The organism is Oceanospirillum beijerinckii DSM 7166 (assembly GCF_000422425.1).
Classification (GTDB): Bacteria; Pseudomonadota; Gammaproteobacteria; order Pseudomonadales; family Halomonadaceae; genus Oceanospirillum; species Oceanospirillum beijerinckii.
The window spans coordinates 94,893-119,795 of the sequence record NZ_AULT01000006.1; the positions used below are offsets into that span (position 1 = coordinate 94,893).

Below are 24,903 nucleotides of genomic sequence, written 5' to 3' on the forward strand. Positions count from 1 at the left end.
TAAACAGTAGCGCCATAAAATCGCTATCAAATCATAAGATAGTCGCGATCTTGATAGTGGCTCGATGCCTGTGAATATATTGAGATGCCCTGGGTCTTTGGCCCGGGGCATCAACGGTTTAAACGTGCTCAGGATAACTGTATTCAGAGCACCTTATTATTTGAAGATATCTTAAATGAACCCAGTGATTGCACTTGTTGGTCGCCCTAATGTGGGTAAATCAACGCTGTTTAACCGTCTGACCCGTAGCCGGGATGCTCTGGTAGCTGATTTTGCCGGACTGACCCGGGATCGTAAGTACGGTGAAGGTAAAGTAGGTGGTAAGCCTTATATCGTGATTGATACCGGGGGTATCAGTGGTGATGAAGAAGGCATCGACTTTGCAATGGCAGAGCAGTCACTGCTGGCCATTGATGAAGCGGATATCGTGCTGTTTATGGTAGACGGCAAAGCCGGTCTGACGGCTGCCGATGAAATGATCGCTCAGCACCTGCGTGAGCAGGGCAAAGAAGCCTGGTTGATCGTAAATAAAACCGATGGTCGTGACCCTGATGTAGCCATGGCAGAGTTTTATGCGCTGGGCATGGTGAATGAACCGATTGCTATCGCAGCAGCTCATGGCCGTAATGTCACCGTGATGATTCAGCACGTGCTTGAGCCTTATCCTGAACTGGACGAAGATGCTGAAGCCGAACATGAGCAGCTCAAGAATAAAGGCATTCGCATTGGTGTGATTGGTCGTCCTAATGTAGGCAAGTCGACATTGGTCAACCGTATTCTGGGCGAAGACCGGGTCGTGGTTTACGATGAGCCGGGGACCACCCGTGATGCGATCTCTATTCCATTCGAGCGCGATGATCAGGAATACACCCTGATTGATACTGCAGGTATCCGTCGACGTAAAAATGTTACCGAGATCGCTGAAAAGTTCTCGATCATCAAGACTCTTGAAGCGGTACGTGAGTGTAACGTCGCCGTGATGGTAATCGATGCCCGTACCGGTATTGTAGAGCAAGACCTGCACCTGCTGGACTTTGTGCTGCAAAGTGGTCGTGCACTAGTGATCGCGGTGAACAAATGGGATGGTCTTGATGGTGATGTAAAAGATAAGATCAAAGAAGATGTGGATCGTCGTCTTGGGTTTGTTGATTACGCTGATGTGCACTTTATCTCAGCGTTGCATGGTACTGGTGTAGGCCATATCTATAAGTCCATTAATAAGGCTTATGACTCGGCAATGAGTCACTGGCAGACTAATCGTCTGACCACCATTCTGGAAGACGCGGTACGTGAGCATCAGCCACCTATCGTACGTGGTCGTCGTATCAAACTGAGGTATGCCCACCAGGGCGGTAAGAACCCACCGATTATTGTGGTACATGGTAATCAGACAGATGCATTACCAGAGAGCTATAAGCGTTATCTGACTAACACTTTCCGTAAGGTGTTGAAAGTAAAAGGCACGCCGATTCGCTTTGAATTCCGCTCTGGTAATAATCCGTTTGATCAGACGGATAAAGACGATCGTCAGAAGGCAAAACAGCGTCAGTTGGAGATGACTAAAGAAGCGCGGACTGATCGTAAAAAGCGCCGTAAGTAAGGTTTCTTGTAGTCCCCCCTACATTGATCCTACTATCAATGTAGGGGCAGGAATTCTTAGCAATCGAAATCCGCTTTCAGAGAAACAGGAAAGAGACCTGCTCACATGATTCAAAAAGAAATACAATAATAATTATGATGTTGTTTCTTTAATTATCATGTCTGAATTTCGTTGCTCTTTTTCACGTTGCTCGATCAGGTACCAGATTAATAGCAGCTCTCTATTAGTATTTTTTCTATAGAAATATATTTTCTCGTATCAGGGTTTTGTTGAGCCTTAAATATTACATATATTGAGTCTGCTGAAAATAACAGGTCTCGTTCTGCGTCCGATAATATATCATCAAGACAAATGGTGCTGAGTAAACCTGATGGATTATTATGGCTTTTGGGTTGTGCCCCATATGGAGCAAAAGGAGCGATATAGAAAGAATAAGGTGGAAACTCCAGGTGAATATCATAGATACACGGTGATAGGCTAGAAAATATACCTGATATGGTTAAGGATAGCTCTTTAGATAATTGGCTATCTGATTTTTTTATGGTTTTTATTTTATAAAGTGGTAGGGTATGTTTTTTATTATTTAGTAACAAATCCTTAGAGCTATCTGAAATAAATACTTGTTTGGTTTTCATATGGCTTGCAATCTCTGGCTTACATATAGTACAAGGTATGCTGTAGAAAATAGATAGCACAGTATAGTCAAGTAGTTTGTTTTTCTAGGTAGTTGAGCGCGCTCATAGATTAAGACTAATGTAATAATTGCCATTTGCCAGATACTATGTGAAGTTGTCAGCATAGCTAGCATAATATGAGCACAGGATCGAAAACAGTTACTTCCTTCTTGTAATCCTATTTTAAAAGTATCTAGATCTGCTTTCCAGCCATTGATTCTGGGGGTTCGAGCACTTCCGCAAGCAAATACCGCATTCTTGCGATAGCTCGTCTGGTTGATGATTCCTACGATCAAAAAAGCAAAGCTTGCTAGAACTGATTTATTTATATTGGTATCAATACTCAGTAGCTTGGTTATTAGGCTGATGCCCTCAACTGTTAGGAGGAGAGAAGCCCATATAAAGGAGTAACCTATTACACATAATAGGAGAGCTCTGTTTTGTCTGTATTGTGGGGTAACGCTGTGAATGAAACGAGCTGTCTTGCTTAGCATTGGCAGCATCATTGCGCAGACCATCAGCATCCAGCTGGTTAAACTGGTAATCAATGTTGGTGAGCTGTGGTGAGTATGGTGTTGAGCATGACTGCTATTGCTTAATAATGTTGCTTCGATAGCGTAGTAAGCCCAGGCTAGAAGTGCGATAGCAATGAGTGGCCAGTGTGGATATCTGGTATTGAAATCACTCGTTTTTTTTATGATATTTGTCAGCATAATCAAGTCATCGTATCAAAATACTTTTAATCTCTGCGTGGATATTTCCGGGCCATAGGGCCCGAAAATACTGAAACACTAGCTGTCGATTAGTTTTCTGACTCACTATAGATACTTATCCGACCTACTTGCAGACGAGCATTGCCAAGTGCGCGCTGTGGTTCTAGTTCAACGGTCAGTTGTTCCTCATCCCAATCTACAGCTTGACGTAGGGTATGGACAATCTCGGTCGCATCTACCGTTGCGTTTAGGCCGTTGCCGTTGTTGCGAGCATCTGCCCTGGAAGCATTTGATAGACCAAACAAGCCGATACTGCTGACATAATGACGTTCAGTGCGACCTTTTAGTTTGATAAAGACATCGACAGGAGCAATCACTCCTTCGCCGACAATATTATCCAGTTGGATAAATGTCTGTTTAGCTTCGGAATTTTGTAGACTCTTATTCGACGCTGCTAATGATTTAATACGGGCACGTCTTTGTGGTTTCGGCACAAACTCAAGCTCGGTATTAACAGCGTTAGAGCTAAGCTGGGTTGGACTTATAGAGGCTGCTAAGATATCTAATAATGCGTCAGGCTTTTCTTGCGTTGCGGAATCTACTTCGATATTGTCCGGGTAATTAGCACTATATGTATAGCCTAGGTCTGCTAGGTTTTCGACGCTCTTGACTGCCACTTTCACAACATCACTTTGAGCATTGTGGAAAGCAAAGGTGAAGTCTCTCCATTTCTTATTGCCCGGGTTTTCCCTTCCTTCACCCTGGTTCAGCCAGGATTGCCATAGCCGGTCGATATTAGCATGGTGTAGCCAGAAAATAGGATCCAATGCCGCTGTATTTGGGTCGCCCATAACCTCGCCAACATCCACGTGTACAACATTATGCGGTAACTGTTCAAGTTGCCCGGTACTACTGCCATTGTGTGAGAAGCCGGTAACACCGCCACCAAAGCTGGCGCGAGCAACTTCGGTTGTAAATGCTTGGCGTTGCATTGCCTGTGAACAGCTGACATTGCGTTTTTGTATCTCATAGTGCGCACGCTCTTTGATCCAGAGGCCAGGGTATTCCTGATTTGGGCCATCTTCGGAACCAAAAGCTTCAGGGATTCTTCGGGCTTCAACCTGTTCTCGTTCTGATAGAGCGGGATTATAAGCGTTACAGTAGTTCCAGTAAGGCAGAGTCCAATCTGCTGGTCCCCCAAGCTCTTGGACGGTTTTTGCCACAATCTCTTCAAAGAACATGAGATACATTCTGTGCCATGGTAGAAAGTACCAAGTGCCATGCTGACACTGTTGCCAGAATTCACTGTCTACTAGGCTTTGTGGTGGTGGAAAGCCTGTAGCCTGAGACCATACTTCGCGTTCTGAAAAGTCTGGCAAAGCTTCGACACCATATCCATGAACGGCTCCCTGGTACCACCAGCTGGTAGGATCAGTGATATCACGCTTTTTCATTTCTATTACGGCGCGTGAATACCATAGTAAAGTATCATCGTTTAAATCGTTAATATTCTGTCTGATCCGCATGCCTTGTTTCCTCTGTTAGTGGAATGCGTAATCGATACTATTGTTGGTATATAGTGTTTGCTATTACATTGTATTACAGCGAGTTGAAGAGTTTGCTTGTTGTAATAGTGAAGAGTGTGGTATGTCTTTGTTTTTGTTGATAGGCTATTTTTCTTGTGACGTAAGTTGTCTCTTGGTGGAGTTGTTTGCCGAGAATGCGCGATAAAGATATTACAAAAGATCTTCCTTTTAGTTGATGCTATTTTGTACTGAAAACTGGGGGTGTTAATAAAAAAACACCCCGAATTACCTCTCGGGGTGTTTTTGCTATATCTTGTCTAATGCCTTTCGCGATAAGTTTTGATATATGGAGCTCGTAGGTCGGATAAGCGAAGCGCCATCCGACATCTATCTCAATTGTCGGAAGGCGCCTTGCGGCTTTTCCGACCTACAATATTTATCGGGATTGGTATAAGATATTACTGAATATAGTGGATTATGAAGGTTAAAACTCTCCCTAAAGGAAAGAGTGGGAGTGTATAAAACTATTCAATAATACTCACCGTTAGGGTCAACCAGAGTAATCAGGGTTTTATCCATATGGTCTTCTACTATCTGGAAAAAATCAGAGAATGTTTGCAGGGCATCATTGGGGTTGATTGGTTTGTTATATAGCACGTCGGTTTCGATGGCCTGTTTGTTACGCTTAGTGGTATAGCTCATCAAACGACTTTCCAGCTTGGTGCCTTTGACTGTGCGCATCAGATTGACTAACAGATCCCGTGAGGCCGCATGCATCAGCATCTGCATACTGCGCTGATCCATATAGGTCAGTACTTTTAGCAGGTTGCGATACAGGGGAATAAAATTAGGCTCGCCCTGAGACAATGGAGGGTTTAAACCTAGCTGCTCATCCAGTTTTGATAACAGCCTGACCCCATCCACCAGATCCATGGTCATGGAGAAAAACTCTTTTTCCATCAAGAAGGTGTGTTCGCCCAGTTTTCTTACATCAAAGCTCATATAGACTCCTGTGCGTTACACCAGAATAGGCCCGGAAGGCGGCGGTGTATTGTCGTTGCCACTTTTTTTGTTCTTCAGGCTTTTAATCACCTCAATAGCGAGCTGACATGTTTTACGGGCATCCGTTGCCTGCATCGTTTTCGGCTTGGCTGATTTGAGCTTCTGCTGTAATGGCGGTGGAATTACCCGATTAAACTTGTCCAACAAGCTGGCGATAGAAAACTCTTCCATAATAAACCACAGTTTAGCCAGCTCTCTGGGAGGTAAAGACTTAAAGATGGCCAGCAGTACTTTTTCCGGGTAGGTATCCAGCTTTTGCAATACCTGACGTATAACCTTGGCTTCACCTGAGCGAGTCAGGTTGGGTGCTATTTCTTCAGAGGGTCGAGAGGATGACATCTTAGGGGGGCGAATTTCACCCTCATCACTCAGGCGTTCAATGGTGCGTTTAAGAGCGCCAATTCTTAGGTTTACCTCCCAAAGTGGTTGTAGTGGCAGGCGCTCACCCTCTGCAATCAGGCGGTCAATTTCCTTGCGTCCCAATGCGCCTTCCAGTTTTTTGAGCAGGGTCGTCAGGGGTTTCTGCTGGCACACCCGGTAAAGAAGGGTAAAGTCAAACTCCCGCATCAGTAGCGCCAGTTCGTTATCAGCAAACTTCTCCAAATATTCTAATGTAGGCAGCAGCTGTTTAAACTCTTCGCGGGCCTCATCCCAGGTTGAGACAGGGTGGCGGGAAAACGACTCCAGATTTTTAGCCAGAGCGTTACGCATCTCCTGGCAATCGGATTCTGTCAGCAGCAGTTTGGTCTGATCCAACTTGATTTCAAGTCGTTGACCTCTGACCGGTTTAACCTTGATCTGCATGTGGTCCATTCCTGAAAGCAGTATGTGTCATATTTTTTTCTGTTAGCGCCATTATAGACCGCATAGGCTTTTGATTTCACCGCAAAAGCGTGCTTGTTTCGTTACGAAAGGCAATTAAGCACTGTCAGAGCCGTGCTGGATTCGGTAGAATTGCGCTCTTATATTTTCTCTCTGATCTTTTCTTTATCAAATTGCGAGTTTCGCAGGTATGTTTGAAATAAACCCGATTGTAACCCTGATTAAGGATATGTCTGAGCGGACCGATATCCTTAGGGGGTATCTTTGACTACGCTGAGAAAAAAGACCGTCTTGAAGAAGTAAACCGTGAGCTGGAACAGCCCGAGATCTGGAATGAACCGGATCGTGCCCAGGCATTGGGTAAAGAGCGTTCTTCTTTAGAATTGGTAGTACAAACTATCGATAATATGGAAAGCGGCTTGGCGGATGCTCAGGATCTGTTGGATCTGGCTGTCGAAGAAGAAGATGAAGGCACCATCACCGAGGTAGAAGAGGAGCTGGCCAATCTGCAGCAGCAGCTGGAGAAGCTGGAGTTCCGTCGTATGTTTTCCGGTGAGATGGACCCAAGTAATGCCTTCCTGGATATCCAGGCGGGCTCCGGTGGTACCGAGGCTCAGGACTGGGCCAATATGATGCTGCGTATGTACCTGCGCTGGGGCGATGCCCATGGCTTTAAAACCGAATTGGTTGAAGCGACTGCAGGTGATGTGGCCGGTATCAAAGGCGCGACGATTCGCTTTGAAGGTGAATATGCCTATGGCTGGCTAAGAACTGAAACCGGTGTTCACCGTCTGGTACGCAAATCACCGTTTGATTCCGGTGGTCGCCGCCATACCTCATTTGCTTCTGTGTTTGTATCACCGGAAGTGGATGATAGCTTTGAGATTGAGATCAACCCGGCGGATCTGAGAACGGATACTTACCGTTCCTCTGGTGCCGGTGGTCAGCACGTAAACACCACGGATTCTGCGGTACGTATTACCCACGAACCAACCGGTGTCGTGGCATCCTGTCAGACAGAGCGCTCTCAGCACGCTAACCGCGATCGCGCGATGAAGCAGCTGAAAGCAAAACTGTATGAGCTGGAGATGCAGAAGCGTAATGCGGAGAAGCAGGCGCTGGAAGATACAAAATCCGATATCGGTTGGGGCAGTCAGATTCGCTCCTACGTACTGGATGATTCCCGTATCAAAGATCTGCGTACTGGTGTAGAAAACCGCAATACCCAGGCGGTTCTGGATGGTGATCTGGATCGCTTTATTGAGGCCAGCCTGAAACAGGGGCTGTAATCCTCAATACTCGCCTCTGAGCTACCGTGCTTGATAGAAGCCTATGGCGGTTCAGTGACGAGAGCAGAGGGATGAATCAGATCGTGTACTGTCATCGCTCTGCCGTGTTTTCTGTATAACCTGTACAGTGTTTAAGACGTGCAGGTTTCATATTGAATTAGTTGGAAATGGTTGAATAACGAATGGCTACTGAACAGCAGCAAGATACTTCAGTTGATGTAGCAGCCGCGGCTGCCGAAGAGAACAAACTGATCGCAGAGCGTCGTGCCAAACTGGCCGCTCGTCGCGAGCAGGGCGTTGCGTTCCCAAATACTTTCCGTCGTGATGCGCTGGCCTCTGAGCTGCAGGCTGAACTGGGCGATAAGGATAAGGAAGAACTGGAGCAGCTGGATCGTAAAGCGTCGGTTGCCGGTCGTATCATGCGTATGCGTGGTCCATTTATCGTTATTCAGGACATGAGCAGCCAGATCCAGCTGTATGTGGATAAAAAAGCGCTGCCGGAAGAAGTGCGTGCGGATATCAAGAGCTGGGATTTTGGTGATATCGTCGGTGCCAGCGGTCCGGTACACAAATCCGGTAAGGGTGACCTGTACATCTATATCGAACAGTGTGAGCTGCTGACTAAAGCGCTGCGTCCACTGCCGGATAAGTTCCACGGTCTGAGTGATCAGGAGATGCGTTACCGTCAGCGTTACGTTGATCTGATCATGAATGAAGAGTCGCGTAATACCTTTAAGGTGCGTTCTCAAGTGGTGAGCGGTATCCGTAACTACCTGAGTGAGCGTGGTTATATCGAAGCTGAAACGCCGATGCTGCAGGTGATTCCCGGCGGTGCAAGTGCACGTCCATTTATCACGCACCATAATGCGCTGGACCGTGATATGTACCTGCGTATTGCACCAGAACTGTACCTGAAACGTCTGGTGGTGGGTGGTTTCGAGAAAGTATTTGAGATCAACCGTAACTTCCGTAACGAAGGTCTGTCCACCCGTCACAACCCTGAGTTCACCATGCTGGAGTTCTACCAGGCGTATGCGGACTATAAGGACCTGATGGATCTGACCGAAGATATGCTGCGCACCGTGACTCAGAATGTGCTGGGTACCAATGTTGTGGAATATCAGGGCGACACCTATGACTTTGGTCAGCCGTTTATCCGTATGACACTGGTGGACTCTATCCTGAAATACGGTGAAGGTATTGAGCTGTCTGACGTGGATACGCTGGAAGCAGCCACGGCCACCGCCGAGAAACTGGGCATCAAGGTGAAAGCGATCTGGGGGCTGGGCAAGATCCAAACCGAGATCTTTGAAGAGGTGGCTGAGCATCGCCTGATGCAGCCGACCTTTATTACTGAATACCCGGCTGAAGTATCACCGCTGGCCCGTCGTAACGATGACAACCCATTTGTCACCGATCGTTTTGAGTTCTTTGTCGGTGGCCGTGAGATCGCAAATGGCTTCTCGGAGCTGAACGATGCGGAAGATCAGGCCGAGCGTTTTGAGCAGCAAGTGGCTGAGAAAGACGCCGGTGATGATGAAGCCATGTACTACGATCAGGATTATATCCGTGCATTGGAATACGGCTTGCCACCGACCGCCGGTGAAGGTATCGGTATTGACCGTCTGGTGATGCTGTTTACCAATGCCCCTTCTATTCGCGATGTGCTGTTGTTCCCGCACATGCGTCCTGAAGGCGAAAGCAAATAAGCGGTTAGCCTGACGTTTAAACCCCGGATCTCCTTGATTTCCGGGGTTTTATTTATCATGCTAAGCAAAATTGCGATTCTGTAAGGATCGCTTGAGATAGTTGTAGTTCATAATGAACTTGTTGGAGAAGCACCATGAAGATGCTGAATCGTTCTGCCATCACTGTAAAGCTGAGTCAGGATTTTGTTGATTGGATCAATAACCTGGATGACGACAGTGAAACCCTGACATTGCAGGATGTTAACGAAGAAGCAACCGTGTACCTGATCCCGGAGATCGAGGATGAGGAGCAACTGAATGATATGGTGCAGGAGTTCTATCTGAATATTTTGGAAAATGAGCTGAAATCCTGGGAAGAGGATGAAAGCCAGTGGCCGGCAGAGCTGAGCATAGAGCTGTTTGAACGCTTCCTGACCATTGACCCTGCGGTGATGGTGTTTGATCTGGACTTCAGTAATCGTTTGCAGGCAGCCAGTGTCGACGACCTGGAAGATCAGGCGTAACGCCCCTCTTTTCAGCATTGTCTACCTGGTGCTTAGGATAGGTGCCAGGTGGGCCTGTGTTTAGAGCCTGATTTTCCTCCTGAATATACGGCTATCAACTGTTTTATCGATACGTTTTAATCTCCCCCTTATCTATCTCCCTATAAGGAGCCTTCAGTATGTCTAATGGAATTCTGCTGGGGGTTGTTCTCCCTGTAGCACTGTTTGTTATTATGCTGGGAATGGGCATGACCCTGACCCTGGCAGACTTTTCCCGAGTATTTCGTTTACCCAAAGCGGTGCTGACCGGTTTAAGTGGTCAAATGCTTTTCGTGCCTGTATTGGCCTTTGTGGTCGTCTCTCTGTTTGCATTACCGCCAGAGCTGGCGGTGGGGTTGATGGTGCTTTCCTTTGCTCCGGGTGGAGCAACATCTAACATGATGACCTTTCTCAGTCGTGGCGATGTGGCACTATCGATTACTCTAACAGCCTTTGCCAGCCTATTGACCCCTTTTACCATGCCTTTGCTGACTCAGTTAGCGCTGGAGCATTGGATGGGGCAGTCTCAGGCGATTGAGCTACCCGTTGTCCAGACGATGATGAAGTTGGTGGTGATTACCATTGTACCCGTATCATTGGGCATGTGGTTGCATAAGGCAAAACCTCAACTCTCGTCACGTTTAGCTCGGATCGTTAAGCCGTTATCTATCGGTTTTTTGCTGTTTGTGATTACGGGTATTGCCATTAAGCATTGGCAACAGATGCCCGAGTTTCTGGTTCAGGTGGGACCGGCGGCGATCTGTCTGAACGTTTTAGCGCTGGCTTGCGGTTATTTTTATGCCCGCCTGCTGGGTTTAAGTGTCGCGCAGCAGATTACGGCGGGCATTGAGGTGGGTGTACAGAACGGTGGCACCGCCTTATTGGTGACAGGTACGATTCTGGGCAATAGTCTGATGTCGGTTCCTCCGGTGATTTATGGCATCCTGATGTTAGGCCCCAGCTTGTTGTTTGGCCTCTGGTGGGGTAAGCACCTGCATCGTTCTGAAACCCAACAGACGAGCTTTCAGGTGTCATAAGTAGGCTGTTTGGTCCGTCAGAGGTAAAGCCCATGAATGATTTTGTGAAAGCATCCGCCTTGGGGTGTCTGGTCGGATTGGCGGGTGTTGACCCCTCAGAGAATGACGCGGCCCGACGTTGGGGGCGACGTTTGGAATGGCCGATGCTATTTCTGGCCCTGTGGATGTTGATCAGTTGGTATCCCAGTTTTACCGGAGCCATGAATCAGGATTGGCACCATATCACGGATATACTGGTGTGGTTGTTTTTTGTACTGGAAACGCTCTTGCTCGCCTCTCTGGTGGATGATACCCGACGTTATTTGCGTCAGAACTGGATGAACCTGCTGATCATTGTACTGGGGTTGCCTGTGCTGTGGGGGGAGCTCGCTTTTACCGGTATATTGCGCATGTTGCGTGTGGTGCTACTGTTGGGCTTACTGGCTCCTCTGGGCAAAACCGTCCGCGCTATTCTGATCCGTAACCACCTGGGTACAACACTGTTAATCAGTGCTTTGTTCATTGGTTTGTCGGGGGCTTTTATCTCAGCTATTGACCCTGCTATTGAAACTCCCTGGGATGGTATCTGGTGGGCTCTCGTGACTATAACGACGGTCGGATATGGCGATCTTGTTCCGGTGACGCCGGCAGGTAAGATCTTTGCAGGGATATTGATTCTGGTCGGTATTGGTTTGTTCTCTCTGTTAACCGCCAGCTTCTCCGTTTTCTTTTTGGAGCGGGAAGAGGAGGAAGTGATTGATAAAGAGTCTGAACTGCTGGAGCGTATGGATCATCTGGAACGCAAGATGTCGCGGCTTGAAAACAATGTGGCACGTTTGCTGGATTACCAGCAACAGCTGTTGAAACAACAGATGCAAGATAAGCGGGAATAAGAGCTTACATCTGTTGCTCGAAGTCTGTGATGACAGGGGGACAAAGGCTGTAAAGTATACAGCCTTATACAAAGAGGTCTGCTTAATAATCGTCTAAGTCGAAGTTGTCGTAATCGTCATACAAGGCACGTTGCAAACGACGTTGCTCTAAGCGATCTTCGATCAAACGACGCTTGTCCATCGCCTTACCTTTTTTGACCTCTTTTTCTTCTTCTTCCGCTGAAAAATTATCCTGACCATCATCAAGAAGGTCGTCATCAGAATCAAAGGATACGCTCTCACGGCCCATTGATAAATCTCTCCAGAAAAAAGTTGATAAGTAGCGAAACAAAAACGCCCTTAATGAGATATGCCATGTTCTCAGGATTTCAGCCAAGAGAAATTTGGCTGAGTTTTGTTTCGCGATGTACTCGTCTGCTTATATAGATCTATTTTTTTCTCCGGTAAAGAAAAAAATGACATTAGCATTAAATTTTTTTTCTGTTACAGATTTATTTACATTTATTTATTAAGGGGTTACAGATATCAGAGATATTTTTCTTCCGTTAAGACGCTCATTGAGGTAGTTACTCAACAATAAAGGCATTTTCAATGTCTTGAATTTCATAGCCCTGTGGCACTTTGAAAGCATCGGGTGATAACTGGAGTTGCTTTACCTCGATCAGATGGTACTCATCTTTTACTGATGCAGGCAGGTGACGTTCAATGGATACCGGCAGTTGTTGTTCACTGTTCATAATAAACAGCAGTTCTGTGGCATCGCCGGGGTTAAGCTGTTGGTGCACACTATTGGAAAAGTGATGGAAGGATTTCAGGGTTGCCATTTCAGCAGCAGAGATCTTAGCTTGTTTGGCATCAATGGCACACAAGGTGGCGTGGATATCATTTTTAACCAATGCTTGGATCAATTGGCATTGATAGCCATTAATCGTCTGAGTTTTATCCATTGGTATATAACGCACAAGCTGTTTTGATGGTGCCAGAGCGAGCTCTTTCAGCTGCTGCAGAATTTCAGCCATTTGGCTTTTTTCTTCCGGAGACGCCGTTTTCATACCGGCTTTCAGCTCAGCGATAATGGCCTGGCGTGTTACTTCAATTTGCTCTGACAGGCTTTCCAGACTTTCTTTATCCAGATAGGTGTAGCTACGGCGATCGCTATCTACCAATGTCATACGTTGGCGTTTAACGTCATACAGCATGAAAAAGTCAGGCGTCATAGGGTTTTCAAAACGGATATAGTTTTGATTTACCAAGACAGTGCTTTTATGTTCAGGTGTAGCGACAGATTGATAGGTTAAACTGATATCACTCAATGCTGTAGCTGGTAGCGTACTGAGCACGCAGGAAAACAGGGCAGTAAAAAGAGTACGAATTTTCATAAATCGATGCAGAAATATCTTCAAATAGATCGTAAATTTGTCCCTATGTTACTGCAAATGATATTTGCACATAAGAGGATCAGTGCAATTACCCTAGTTTTCAGGCATTAGGGCAGACAAGAACACAGACAACAGGAGTTTTCCGTGCAGATCAGTGATACCCATTCTATTGGTTTATTAGCTATAGCGCTCTCTCTGGGACTTCTTATCGGTGTGGAGCGAGGTTGGAAATATCGTGACCTGAAAGAAGGTTCCCGTATTGCTGGCTTGCGTACCTACGGATTGATTGCGCTATTGGGCGCTGTTTCAGCGATGCTGGCACAAAGTTTAGGCGGCTATCTGCTTGGTGTTTTCTTTGTGGCTCTGGCCATTGCTTTAACCGCGTCTTATGTGGTGAATCGCAATAGGAAAAACGTCTCTCTCACTTCACTGATTTCAGCGTTATTGGCCTTCTGTTACGGCGCTATGGTTATGGTTGGTTTTGCAGTAGAAGCCTCGGCTATGGCGGTTGTGACAACCTTGTTGTTGAGTTTAAAAGGAGAGCTACACCGCTGGTTGTGGTTACTGGAGAAAAAAGAGCTCTGGGCGGCGCTTGAACTGCTGATTATCTCTGTGGTTGTCCTGCCAATATTACCGGATGTAAATATGGGCCCCTGGCAGGCTCTGAACCCTTATGAGATCTGGTGGATGGTGGTCCTGATCTCCAGTATCTCTTTTGTTGGTTATTTTGCCATGAAAATTGCGGGTGCTAAAAAAGGCATCATGCTGACGGCTTTTTTTGCTGGTTTTGTCTCATCCACAGCGCTGACTCTGCAGTTTTCCCGTATGGCAAAGCAAGCGCCGCAGGCCTCTCCTTTGTTAGCGGCTGGGGTGTTATTTGCCTGTGGCACTATGTATCCCAGGGTGCTATTGGTTGCCAGTGTAATTAACCCTGAGCTCTTGCCTTTACTGGCCCCTTCGGCTTTGCTAATGGCCGTGGTCGTTTATCTGCCCGCACTCTGGTTCTGGTATCAGGGCTATCACAGTGTGCCTGAGGATATGAAGCATCCATCTTCTCCTCTCTCGCTATTATCAGCCTTAGCCTTTGGTGTCTTGTTAGCCGCAATCCTACTGTTAAGCAGCGCCTTACAGGCGACGTTGGGAGAGACTGGGATTCTATTACTGGCTGCTGCCTCCGGCATCGCAGATGTAGATCCCATTAATCTGTCTCTTTCTGGTATGAGTCGTGAGGGCTTGGCGAAAGAAACGGCGGTTTTAGGCATAGTCATTGCCGCAACCGTTAATACTCTGCTAAAAGCCGGCATGTCAGGGACCCTGGGCGGGCGTAATCTGGTTTTTAAGACTAGTGTGCCTTTGATATTGGCCGGTGTTCTTGGGGTGGTGGTGGCTTTTTTGCTGCCAGGCTAGCGATGACCCGGTTTGCGATGAGATGTATGAATCTGACTGGCTGTTTGGGATAAGTGGTTTGATCAAAAACTATTATAGATCTAATTCGCTTAGGTTATTTGTGACCCTGTAGTAGCTTCTTTATAATGCCCGACTAACCCTAGGCGCTTAAACAATGCTATCTCCATACAAAATACCGATCTATTTAGCCGTTGGCCAAATAATATCGAGCAGCTTGTTTAGGTGTGTATAAGATAATTACAGGTAAGCATGGCATTACCTGTCAGCTGGCTGGACTCCGGTATGAACCCAGATTTGAACCGTTTACAACCTTATCCTTTTGAAAAACTGACTGCGCTAAAAGCTCAGGTCACAGCGCCTGAAGATTTACAGCACATCCCGCTGTCTATCGGTGAACCACGCCACCCTGCGCCTCAGTTTGTTCTGGACTGTCTGACCAGCAATATTCATCGCATCAGCAATTACCCGACGACCCAGGGGCTGCCTGAGCTGCGTGAAGCGATTGCTAACTGGTGTCAGCGTCGCTTTAAACTGAATGAAAATACTCTGACTGCTGCCGATCATGTCTTGCCGGTGAACGGCACCCGTGAAGCCATCTTTGCTTTTACTCAAGCGCTGATCGAACGTAAACCCGGTGCATTGATCGCATCACCCAACCCGTTTTATCAGATCTACGAAGGTGCGGCTTATCTGGCCGGTGCCGAGCCGTACTTTATGCCGTGTCGTGCAGAAAATGGCTTTATTCCGGATTTTGATGCAGTGCCTGAAGACGTTTGGCATAACACGCAGCTGCTGTTTCTGTGTAGTCCTGGCAACCCAACCGGCGCTGTGATCGGTATGGATGTACTTAAAAAACTGATTGCGCTATCTGATCAGTATGATTTTGTTATTGCCTCTGATGAGTGTTACTCAGAGATCTATTTTGATGAGCAGAACCCACCGGCAGGCCTGTTACAAGCCTGTGCGGAACTGGGCCGAGATGACTACAAAAACTGTGTTGTCTTCCACAGCCTGTCCAAGCGCTCCAACCTGCCGGGCCTGCGCTCTGGCTTTATTGCTGGTGAAGCGGAACTGATGCAGAAGTTCCTGCTGTACCGTACCTATCACGGCTGCTCTATGCCGGTTCAGCACCAACTGGCCAGCATTGAAGCCTGGAATGATGAAGAACACACTATTGCCAATCGTGTGGTTTACGCCGAGAAGTTTGCCCGTGTAGGTGAGATACTGTCACCGGTATTGAACTTCCAACAGCCGGAAGCCAGCTTCTATCTATGGCCGGAAACACCGATTCAGGAAGAAGCCTTTGCTCAGCAGCTGTTTGCTCAGCAAAATGTTACTGTGCTGCCGGGTAGCTATCTATCGCGTACTATCGATGGCGAAAACCCAGGCCGCAACCGTGTGCGTATGGCACTGGTGGCAACTCTGGATGAGTGTGTTGAAGCGGCGCAGCGTATCCGTACTTTTGTTGAATCGCTGTAAATTCAGATTCAACAAGCACTCTTTTTATTCAGCGGTGAGGGATAGAGCCGTTACCGCTGATTTGATTGTTAATCAGGCTCCATGAGCCCGAACAGAGCAGGTAGTTATGGCCCTTACCCTCTACGGCATTCCAAACTGCGATACGGTGAAAAAAGCCAAAAAGTGGCTTGAAGCCCATCAGCAGGATTATCAGTTCCACGATTTCCGCAAAGACGGCTTAACTGAGCAGCAGGTGACGACCTGGTGTGAAGCCTTGGGTTGGGAAAATGTACTGAACAAGCGCAGTACCAGCTGGCGCAACCTGACCGACGAACAAAAAGCAGATCTGGATCAGGCTAAAGCGGTAGCCCTGATGACAGAACTGCCAACCTTGGTACGTCGCCCAGTCTTAGACCGTGACAATACATTTAAAGCAGGCTTTAAAGACGCCGACTACCAGGCATTTTTTGCCGAATAATTTCACTACTTAACCTTTAATCATGGCAGCTGTGCTGTCTCTATCTCATTGGGAGCGATTATGACTGCACCACCCTTTTTCAGCTTTGGCTTTGGCGTAGGTACTCAAAACAGCAAAGGCGAGTGGCTGGAAGTGTTTTATCCTCAGCCGCTGCTGGCCCCTGCGGTTAGCCTGGTAGACACTGTTGCACAGGTTCTGGACTATCAGGGCGGCAACCAGGTTGTGGCTTTTGGTACTGATAAAGTTGAAGCTCTGGTTAATGCGCTGAAAGAAGCCGGTGAGGTGGCTCAATCTGAGCTGGTTGCCAGCTTTGCTGATAGCAAGCGTCCTCTGGTAGCGACTTTCATCGAAGAAGATACCGATCCTAAAGAGGTTGCTGAGGTTTATCTGAAGCTGCACCTGCTGTCTCACCGTCTGGTTAAGCCACACGGTGCTAACCTGAACGGCATGTTTGGCGCTCTGCCTAACGTCGCCTGGACCAACCAGGGTGCGATCGACCTGGAAGAACTGCCACAGCGTCAGCTACAGGCGCGCCTGAACGGTGAAGCCCTGTCCGTAGATTGTGTTGACAAGTTCCCTAAAATGGTGGATTACGTGGTGCCTGCGGGTACACGTATCGCTGATACCGCTCGTGTTCGTCTGGGTGCTTACCTGGGGGCAGGTACTACTATCATGCACGAAGGTTTTGTTAACTTTAATGCCGGAACCGAAGGTCCTGGCATGATCGAAGGTCGCATCTCTGCCGGTGTATTTGTAGGCAAGGGCAGTGACCTGGGTGGCGGTTGCTCCACTATGGGCACCCTGTCTGGCGGCGGCAACATCATTATCTCTGTGGGTGATGAGTGTCTGATCGGTGCGAACGCCGGTATTGGCATCCCTCTGGGTGACCGTTGCATCGTTGAAGCGGGTCTGTACATCACTGCAGGTTCTAAAGTGAACGTACTGGATGACAACCGTGAACTGGTTGAAGTGGCGCGTGCCCGTGATCTGGCCGGTAAAGATGATCTGCTGTTCCGTCGCAACTCTCAGAACGGTGCGATTGAGTGCCTGACGAACAAATCTGCGATTGAGCTGAACGAAGCACTACACGCTAATAACTAAGCGTTTAGGTAAATATCCAGAATAGAGTCGCAAAACAACGGTCTGGATTATTGCTTCGATAAAAACCGCTGGAGCTGACCTCTGGCGGTTTTTTTATTGGCCTATCCGTTAATATCATCAAACCACTCGCAGCTGTCACTCAATTGTCATAAACAGGCCTTAGCTTGAACGCCACTTCACATCATCTGGCGTATTTGGGCAAGGGAGCTGACATGTCGATCAGGTACCGCTTTATTCTGTTAATCTTGGGTAGTGTCGCAGGATTTTTTTCCATTTTGGTATTAGTTAACCACAGCCTGAATCAGCTGGAAAACCTTAAACGTATCGATAGCCAGCTTGCCAACAGCCATATCCGCTTGCTGGAAATGGCACACGCGGAACAGGAGTTCTCACTCAACAACCAGGCTCGGGCCGCTGATCAGTTCCACGCTCTGGCCGGTCAACTGCAACAAACACTACAACAGCTTGAGCCCGCCTTTATCGAGCAACAACTACCTATACAGGCGCTGCAAAACGCCAAACAAGACGCCCTAAGCTATCAAACTGCATTCCAGCAGCTGGAGCAAAAAAAGAATGCATTGGGGCTGACACCGATAACCGGGATATATGGCCAGTTGAGAGAAGCTGTACATCAAGCGGAAGAGGTGATTAACGCCAGCCATCAGGTTGCTCTGAATGCTGCCATGTTAATGCTGAGACGCCACGAGAAAGACTTTATGTTGCGCCATCAGCTCAAGTATCTGGATAAATTTGAACGGGCTGTGGATAGCTTTGACCAACAACTGCAACAAAGTGATCTCTCTACTCCAGTCAAACAACAGATTGCCCAGCATATGCAGGGTTATGAACAAACATTCCGTCGCTTTGTGGATCTCTCCAAACAAGTTGGGCTGGCACCGGATAAAGGTGCATTGGGTCAGCTAAGGAAGCAAGGGCAACAACTGACACTTCAACTGGAAGAGATCCACCAGCAAACGGCTCAGCAGGTTCAGGACCTTATTGCAGAGAAGCGCCTGACGACCCTGGTGTTAACACTCTTATTGTGCGTTCTCCTCTGTATCAGCAGCGTCTGGTTGGCTTATCGGGTCGTCAGTCGTATTAATCTGCTCCTGATGCATATGACAGAAATTGCGGATGGCGATGGTGATCTGTCCGCACGCCTGATCAGCAATAGCCCAGATGAATTGGGAGAACTGGCCCGGGCCTTTAATCGCTTTATCGAGAAAATCCGAAACAGCATAAAACATGCTGCAAACACCGCACAAAGTCTGCAAGTCAGTGCTGGTGATCTGAAAACCACGGCTAATGAAACTTTAGAGGCTTGTTATTTGCAGGATCAGCGCCTGAGCGAACTCAAACAAGCCTTGAGCGATACTTCCAGTCACTCACAAACGGTAAAAACTAAAGTGGATAGCGCCCGCGAGATGACGGAGCAGGTGAATGCTCAATCGGAGGAGATCGCTTACCTGGCGCGCCAGAACCAAGCAGCCAGTAAACAACTGATCAACGATGTCGAAACGGCTGTACAGGAGATTGAACAGCTGGAGCAAGACAGCGAAAATATCAGTGAGGTGATGACCAGTATCGCTGAGATTGCTGCGCAAACTAATCTACTGGCGCTTAACGCCGCAATTGAAGCCGCCCGAGCAGGTGAACAGGGGCGGGGCTTTGCTGTTGTGGCCGATGAAGTACGTAGCCTATCGCTGAAAACTCAGTCGTCCGCAGAGCAGATTCATCAACAGATTGATCAGCTGCAACATAAGATCCAACAGGCGACTCAGGTGATCCGCAATACCCAGACCCGTACCTCAGAGCGGTTGCAACAGAGCGCCCGTATTAACGAAGTCTTTGCCAGCATTGAACAACAGATCAACGCCCTGAATCAGCAGAATAAGGATATTTTTCAGATCAGCCAGCAGCAAAGCAACAGGATGGAGTACGCTGAACAGCAGCTGCAACAAGCCCAATTTGCGATGGAAGCGAATCTTAACGCAGCCAGCAATAACCGCCAGATCAGCGATACGTTGGCGGAGCTGTCCGGTCATTTACAACAAGAGATGAGTACCTTTTCTTACCGTTAATCAAGGGATGGGTGTAACGGTTTAACATGAAGAGTATCTTATCGCTTAAGTTTAGATATCTTATGCGGCTGTGCTACGCTTACAGGATAAAAGCCTTGGTATCGGAGAAAGGGCTTTTTCAACTAAGAATTAGCTCTGCATAGCCACTCTGTCTATGCAATAACTCTGTCTATACAATAAAGGGAGAATAGACATTCTTTTTCGATACCCGCATGTTATACCTATGGTTAGCTGAATGGTGCTATGGACGGAATCTTAAGGCTGTAAGAATCCCCTCATCATAACTTGACTAAGGTGTGATAAGTCACATGTACCCCCGTATAATTTGCACTTTTTTAATGGTTCTGACCTATACCTGTGTAGTTTCAGCTCAAGCTGAACAGATTCCTTTGTATGCCTTTGATATTCCCGGTATACATGAAAGGAGCCATTCTGGGGCTTATGATCGTGTGGTTAAAAAGATCAACTCAACAACAGCACGGTTAGAATTAACGGTACTGCCAGCGCAAAGGGCGATACATCGTTTTCTCCACTGCGAGAGATGTTGCCTGAGCCCCGTGAATGGCAATAGCGAGTTTTATTCATTCTCAGAACAATCTGACTTAAATTTAGTCAACTTACCCGCCATCAATATGGCGATGCCCTATGTGTTTACGGACTACAACACGCCACCGGTTTTAACTCTTTCCTCATTAGCAGAGAAAAGTGTCGCCTTGCGCAGAGGCCTACCCTTTGGGCAAACCTTCTTTCAGCGGGCGCGGGCATTAAACATACAATTAGTCTTTGTCGACTCGCTGGATGTTGCTTTCAATATGTTGAAACAGGGGCGTGTCAGTGCCGTTGTGGCTTACACACCGGATGCCTATCTCTACTTTAAAGAGAAAGATATTGCACCATATCCCCATGAGGCTACACACCCTGTTGTGGTACATCCAGATTCGTTTCTCTGTCGGGGGATCAGTCAAAAGGTTGAGGAAGAATTATCCCGCCATATTGAGGAGTTAAGAGGCAGTGGCGAGTTAAAAGAGGCTTTAGGCGAGGTCTATCAAGTGTTGCCGACAGGCGTGAACCCTGACTATAAAATTCCTTAACGATGACTAATACCATTCCCGATAAGTTTCTTGATATCAGAGTAGGCTGAATAAGCGGAGCGCCATCCGACACTAACTCCGATACCATATGGTTGCCGGAAGGTGTCTTTCAGCTTCTCCAACAACAACTTACCAGGTTTGGTTTGATCCCAGTGCAAAGAGTATAAAGTCTGCTTTAAGCGCTTAAACGCTCCAGCAGTTGCAGTTTGCCGTTTGGATCTTTGACGGTGATAAACTCACCATCCTTTGGAAACAGCTTGTCACGCAGACGAGACAACCAGAAGCGCAGTGCCGCAACCTTCTGCATCTCAGGCAGGCATTGTTGTTCCAGCTCATTCAGTGGGCGCACCCTATTGTAATTGTCCAACAAGGCTGCAGATTTTTCCTGATCATACTCTTGCGTAGCTTCGTTATAACACCAGGCATTCAGACTGACCGCCAGATCGTACAGATACGGCGTTGAGCAAGCATGGTAGAAATCGATCAAACCGGACAGTTCATCACCCTCAAACAGCGCATTATCCGGGAACAGATCGGCATGGACCGGGCCTGTGGGTAACTCCGCCCACGGCAGTTCACCGGCAGCTTGCACTGCCTGTTGCAACTTGGCTTGCTCATGTTCAGACAGCTTAGGCCAAACACGGTCACGCACTTCGCAACTCCACTCATAGGTATTCTGATAAGCATCCGCTGGTAACTGATCGGCGGCTTGGTGACTGGCCGCCAGGGTACGGCCAATTACCGCGCACTGAGTTTGTGTCGGAATATCCAGCGGTGCGCCGGAAAGACGACGCATAAATACCGCTGGTCGCTGATTCAGTTCACCAAAAAGCTGACCGGCACGATTAGCGATCGGTTGCGCCACATCCACCTGAGAGTCAGACAGATGAGCGACAAACCCCAGAATAAATGGCAGCTTTTCAGCGGACACGGACTCCACCAGTGTCAGCACATATTCACCGGCACTGGTGGTGACAAAATAGTTCGTATTTTCCACCCCGGCTTCAATGCCTTTGAAGCTCACCAGAGTACCGATGTCATATTGGGTCAGATACTCTTCCAGCTCGGAATGAGAGACCAGGGTATAGATCGACATAACTTCCTACTTTCTATCTTCTATGCGGCTATTTTTCTTCTGCATGGCACACACAAGGCATGACTGGCAGCAACATCTGATGTGTGAAATCTGACGTTTAGGGTTTAACTGTTGACCACAGGCCGTTAAGCGTTAACCACCTGCGGACTTTGCTGATGACTCATCCACTGCCAAAGGTGTTCAGCACATCGATCACGTACCAGAATGTCATACTCCTGCTGATCACAAGGTGACTGAATAATCACTCCTTCATCCAGCAGACGTTGATGGCTGGCCATACGACGATCCGCCGCTTCATTGTGACCGTCCTGGGTATTTTCACTTTCCAGCAGATAACGTACCGCAGCTTCGGTCAGCTCTGCGTGCATCTGCTCGTCTTCGGTATTAAAACGAATATCCTGACCAAAGGTATCGGTCAGTGCCTGACGCACCGACAGATGACTGCCCGTTGGTGGCAGTACCAGCCAACGGTTGACATCCAGCCACAGGATAGCCAAACGACCGATGCAGGAGATACGACTTACCGCCAGCGGTTGAGCGGCACCTGTGACATCCCCTACCGCAATCAGAAAGGATAGATTGTCCGGGTCGATATCCAGATTCAGCTCACCAACAAAGGGGCGCTCGCGCATCATAATGGCACCGACGTCACCGGCACTATCAACCTGTAGAGACAGGTTAATGTGCACCAGACGGTTATTGATGGTTTGTACTGTACTTGCCATATTCATACCTTAAACCTCAACGCCCAGATCTTTACCGACACGCTCGCCGCTGGCTTGCAGATCCGCATGGTAAGAAGAGCGCACCATAGGACCACTGGCCACATTGGTGAAGCCCAGCTCCATGCCGATCTTTTCGTATTCTTTAAACTCTTCCGGCGTTACGTAACGCTCAACTGCCAGATGGTATTTGGTTGGCTGCAGATACTGACCGATGGTCAGCATATCGACCTTGTTTGCTCTCAGGTCTTTCATCACCTGAATCATCTCTTCCTTGGTTTCACCCAAACCGACCATCAGGCCAGATTTGGTGGTGACTTCAGGATGAAGACGCTTAAATTGATACAACAGATTCAGCGACCAGTGGTAATCCGCCCCTGGGCGCACAGACTTATACAGTGACGGTACGGTTTCCAGGTTGTGATTCAGTACATCAGGCAGATGCTCGCCCAGCTTTTCCAGAGCGAGCTCCAGGCGGCCACGGAAGTCTGGTACCAGAATCTCTACGGTCAGTTCCGGGTTTAATGCACGGGCTTCACGTACTACCTCAGCAAAATGCTCGGCACCACCGTCACGCAGATCATCACGATCCACCGAGGTGATCACGGCATAACGCAGATCCATCTTTTGAATCGATTCTGCCACATGACGGGGTTCTTCCGGGTCCAGGGCCATAGGATGGCCATGGGCCACATCACAGAACGGACAACGACGGGTACAGATCGCGCCCATCACCATAAAGGTGGCGGTACGCTTGCTGAAACACTCTGCCAGATTCGGACAGGAGGCTTCCTCACACACCGTGTGTAGATTCAGGTCACGCAGCTGCTTTTTGACTTTATTCACATTGCCATTACTGTGCGGATCGATTCGAATCCACTCAGGTTTTCTCAGGCGTTTGCGTTCTGGGTCAGGCTTATGACGCAGACGCGCCATCTTGGATTCGCCTTTAAGCTCGGTTAAAGGAATCAATTCCATACGTCACCTCACGGGTGTAATTGTTTTTATGCTTAGGGCCGGTAAAGGTCGGACAAACCTTTACCGGTTTTACAGATAGGAAGCAGAGCTATCCGGGCGGATTAGCCGCGGTAGTAACGCTGTTCAATGAAAGGCATGCGGGATACGGTCATTGGCAGTTTTTTGCCACGTACTTCAGCGTAAACAACGGTTTCCAGCGCACTGAATTCAGTGGCGACATAACCCATTGCAACAGGCTTACCGACAGTCGGACCAAAAGTACCACTGGTGACAACACCGATCTTGTTATCGGCTTCGTCAAACAGCTCTACACCTTCACGTACCGGTGCACGACCTTCACCCAACAGACCGACACGCTTACGAGTCCAGTCTTTGTTAGTGATCTGAGACAGTACTTTCTCAGCCCCTGGGAAACCACCCGCACGCTCACCGTCTGCACGACGACATTTGGAGATTGCCCAGATCAGGCTGCCTTCCAGTGGAGTCGTCGTCGTATCGATGTCGTGGCCATACAGACACAGACCCGATTCTAAACGCAGAGAGTCACGGGCACCCAGGCCAGTGGCTTCAATCTCAGATTGATCCAGGAACAGGCGACACAGACGCTCAGCGTCGGCAGATGGGATAGAGATCTCAAAACCATCTTCACCGGTGTAGCCCGAACGGGATACCAGGCAGTCGACGCCGTCGATCTGCATCTGACGGGAATCCATAAACACCATTTCATTCACTTCCGGTGCCAGACGGGCCACGGCCTGGGCCGCTTCAGGACCTTGAATCGCCACCAGAGCGCGGTCGTCCAGCACTTCCAGTGTAACGTCATCACCCAGATTAGCCTGCATGTGAGCGACATCTTGCTCTTTACATGCGGCATTAACGACCACATAGATCCAGTCACCGTAGTTGGTCACCATCAGGTCATCCATGATGCCGCCTTCTTCGTTGGTAAACATGGCATAGCGCTGTTTACCCACAGGCAGATCAATGATATCAACTGGCACCAGCTTCTCTAAAGCCGCTGCGGCATTCGCACCGGTCAGCTTTACCTGGCCCATATGGGAAACATCAAACAGCCCCGCTTTTTCACGAGTTTGCAGGTGTTCCTTTTTAACACCCAGCGGGTACTGCACAGGCATTTCATAACCGGCAAAAGGTACCATTTTACCGCCCAGCTCTACGTGAAGATCAAACAAAGGCGTTTTCTTCAGAGCACCCTGTGTTTCAGCCATATCGAACCTCTTTGAATTTTTATGGGTTGGGAAAATATGTACTCAGCGTGCTGTTTAT

The 24,903-nt window shown here is 48.1% G+C and carries 23 protein-coding genes; 12 read left to right on the forward strand and 11 right to left on the reverse strand.

Annotation, left to right across the window (positions count from 1 at the left end; all coding sequences use genetic code 11):
* The first annotated feature begins 175 nt into the window (after positions 1 to 175).
* Complete coding sequence (gene der / locus H579_RS0101200) at positions 176 to 1,600, forward strand: ribosome biogenesis GTPase Der (protein ID WP_028299136.1); 1,425 nt, start codon at positions 176 to 178, stop codon at positions 1,598 to 1,600.
* A 206-nt stretch (positions 1,601 to 1,806) separates the two neighbouring features.
* Here the strand turns inward: der and H579_RS0101205 are convergent, their stop codons facing one another.
* From H579_RS0101205 to H579_RS0101225, 5 genes are all read right to left on the reverse strand, one after another.
* A complete protein-coding gene (locus H579_RS0101205; protein ID WP_028299137.1) occupies positions 1,807 to 2,235 on the reverse strand; it encodes a hypothetical protein in 429 nt (142 codons plus the stop codon).
* On the reverse strand, positions 2,232 to 2,987 hold the full coding sequence (locus H579_RS0101210; RefSeq protein ID WP_084623774.1) for a copper chaperone: 756 nt from the start codon (positions 2,985 to 2,987) through the stop codon (positions 2,232 to 2,234). Before H579_RS0101210 ends, H579_RS0101205 begins: the two co-directional genes overlap by 4 nt.
* A gap of 89 nt (positions 2,988 to 3,076) precedes the next feature.
* A complete protein-coding gene (locus tag H579_RS0101215; protein ID WP_028299139.1) occupies positions 3,077 to 4,513 on the reverse strand; it encodes a tyrosinase family protein in 1,437 nt (478 codons plus the stop codon).
* 528 nt (positions 4,514 to 5,041) lie between these two features.
* The gene (locus H579_RS0101220) at positions 5,042 to 5,515 is read right to left on the reverse strand and encodes a FliG C-terminal domain-containing protein (protein WP_028299140.1); all 474 of its coding nucleotides are present in this window, start codon (positions 5,513 to 5,515) and stop codon (positions 5,042 to 5,044) included.
* Positions 5,516 to 5,530: 15 nt separating this feature from the next.
* Entirely contained in the window at positions 5,531 to 6,379 is an 849-nt protein-coding gene (locus H579_RS0101225; protein WP_028299141.1) for a hypothetical protein, read from the reverse strand.
* Between the two features lie 208 nt (positions 6,380 to 6,587).
* On the opposite strand from H579_RS0101225, the gene prfB reads away from it, so the two are divergent.
* The 5 genes from prfB (at position 6,588) to H579_RS23800 (ending at position 11,825) form a co-directional block, all read left to right on the forward strand.
* Positions 6,588 to 7,686, forward strand: a protein-coding gene (gene prfB, locus H579_RS0101230) for a peptide chain release factor 2 (protein ID WP_169449684.1) whose coding sequence is annotated in 2 segments (ribosomal slippage) — positions 6,588 to 6,662 and positions 6,664 to 7,686 — 1,098 coding nt in all. Because the reading frame shifts where the segments join, the coding sequence is not laid out codon by codon here.
* Between the two features lie 182 nt (positions 7,687 to 7,868).
* On the forward strand, positions 7,869 to 9,395 hold the full coding sequence (gene lysS, locus H579_RS0101235) for a lysine--tRNA ligase (protein WP_028299143.1): 1,527 nt from the start codon (positions 7,869 to 7,871) through the stop codon (positions 9,393 to 9,395).
* A 134-nt stretch (positions 9,396 to 9,529) separates the two neighbouring features.
* Complete coding sequence (locus H579_RS0101240) at positions 9,530 to 9,898, forward strand: hypothetical protein (RefSeq protein WP_028299144.1); 369 nt, start codon at positions 9,530 to 9,532, stop codon at positions 9,896 to 9,898.
* Between the two features lie 158 nt (positions 9,899 to 10,056).
* Positions 10,057 to 10,953, forward strand: coding sequence for a bile acid:sodium symporter family protein (locus H579_RS0101245; protein WP_028299145.1), 897 nt, complete (start codon positions 10,057 to 10,059; stop codon positions 10,951 to 10,953).
* 32 nt (positions 10,954 to 10,985) lie between these two features.
* Positions 10,986 to 11,825 (forward strand): potassium channel family protein, encoded by an 840-nt coding sequence (locus H579_RS23800; protein ID WP_051227202.1) that lies wholly within the window; start codon positions 10,986 to 10,988, stop codon positions 11,823 to 11,825.
* 82 nt (positions 11,826 to 11,907) lie between these two features.
* Here H579_RS23800 and H579_RS0101255 read toward each other — a convergent pair whose 3' ends face one another.
* Complete coding sequence (locus tag H579_RS0101255; RefSeq protein WP_028299146.1) at positions 11,908 to 12,114, reverse strand: PA3496 family putative envelope integrity protein; 207 nt, start codon at positions 12,112 to 12,114, stop codon at positions 11,908 to 11,910.
* A 277-nt stretch (positions 12,115 to 12,391) separates the two neighbouring features.
* The gene (locus H579_RS0101260) at positions 12,392 to 13,204 is read right to left on the reverse strand and encodes a hypothetical protein (RefSeq protein WP_028299147.1); all 813 of its coding nucleotides are present in this window, start codon (positions 13,202 to 13,204) and stop codon (positions 12,392 to 12,394) included.
* Positions 13,205 to 13,348: 144 nt separating this feature from the next.
* Here H579_RS0101260 and H579_RS0101265 point away from each other — a divergent pair, with 144 nt between their 5' ends.
* The 6 genes from H579_RS0101265 (at position 13,349) to H579_RS0101290 (ending at position 20,820) form a co-directional block, all read left to right on the forward strand.
* Positions 13,349 to 14,611 carry an MgtC/SapB family protein gene (locus tag H579_RS0101265; RefSeq protein WP_036565003.1) on the forward strand — a complete coding sequence of 421 codons (1,263 nt, stop codon included), beginning with the start codon at positions 13,349 to 13,351 and terminating at the stop codon, positions 14,609 to 14,611.
* Between the two features lie 282 nt (positions 14,612 to 14,893).
* Positions 14,894 to 16,090: a succinyldiaminopimelate transaminase gene (gene dapC / locus H579_RS0101270; protein WP_028299149.1), complete on the forward strand. Its 1,197-nt coding sequence runs from the start codon at positions 14,894 to 14,896 to the stop codon at positions 16,088 to 16,090.
* Between the two features lie 106 nt (positions 16,091 to 16,196).
* Positions 16,197 to 16,547, forward strand: a complete 351-nt coding sequence (locus tag H579_RS0101275) for an ArsC family reductase (RefSeq protein WP_028299150.1) — start codon at positions 16,197 to 16,199, stop codon at positions 16,545 to 16,547.
* Between the two features lie 60 nt (positions 16,548 to 16,607).
* Complete coding sequence (dapD, locus tag H579_RS0101280) at positions 16,608 to 17,648, forward strand: 2,3,4,5-tetrahydropyridine-2,6-dicarboxylate N-succinyltransferase (RefSeq protein WP_028299151.1); 1,041 nt, start codon at positions 16,608 to 16,610, stop codon at positions 17,646 to 17,648.
* 212 nt (positions 17,649 to 17,860) lie between these two features.
* The gene (locus H579_RS0101285; RefSeq protein ID WP_028299152.1) at positions 17,861 to 19,729 is read left to right on the forward strand and encodes a methyl-accepting chemotaxis protein; all 1,869 of its coding nucleotides are present in this window, start codon (positions 17,861 to 17,863) and stop codon (positions 19,727 to 19,729) included.
* A gap of 308 nt (positions 19,730 to 20,037) precedes the next feature.
* On the forward strand, positions 20,038 to 20,820 hold the full coding sequence (locus H579_RS0101290) for a type 2 periplasmic-binding domain-containing protein (RefSeq protein WP_028299153.1): 783 nt from the start codon (positions 20,038 to 20,040) through the stop codon (positions 20,818 to 20,820).
* A 175-nt stretch (positions 20,821 to 20,995) separates the two neighbouring features.
* Here H579_RS0101290 and H579_RS0101295 read toward each other — a convergent pair whose 3' ends face one another.
* The 4 genes from H579_RS0101295 to gcvT all read right to left on the reverse strand — a co-directional run bounded on the left by H579_RS0101295 (position 20,996) and on the right by gcvT (position 24,845).
* On the reverse strand, positions 20,996 to 21,916 hold the full coding sequence (locus tag H579_RS0101295; RefSeq protein ID WP_028299154.1) for a homoserine kinase: 921 nt from the start codon (positions 21,914 to 21,916) through the stop codon (positions 20,996 to 20,998).
* A 125-nt stretch (positions 21,917 to 22,041) separates the two neighbouring features.
* Positions 22,042 to 22,647, reverse strand: coding sequence for a sarcosine oxidase subunit gamma family protein (locus H579_RS0101300; protein ID WP_028299155.1), 606 nt, complete (start codon positions 22,645 to 22,647; stop codon positions 22,042 to 22,044).
* Positions 22,648 to 22,650: 3 nt separating this feature from the next.
* Complete coding sequence (gene lipA, locus H579_RS0101305) at positions 22,651 to 23,616, reverse strand: lipoyl synthase (protein WP_028299156.1); 966 nt, start codon at positions 23,614 to 23,616, stop codon at positions 22,651 to 22,653.
* A gap of 101 nt (positions 23,617 to 23,717) precedes the next feature.
* Positions 23,718 to 24,845, reverse strand: coding sequence for a glycine cleavage system aminomethyltransferase GcvT (gcvT, locus tag H579_RS0101310; RefSeq protein WP_028299157.1), 1,128 nt, complete (start codon positions 24,843 to 24,845; stop codon positions 23,718 to 23,720).
* Positions 24,846 to 24,903: the final 58 nt, after the last annotated feature.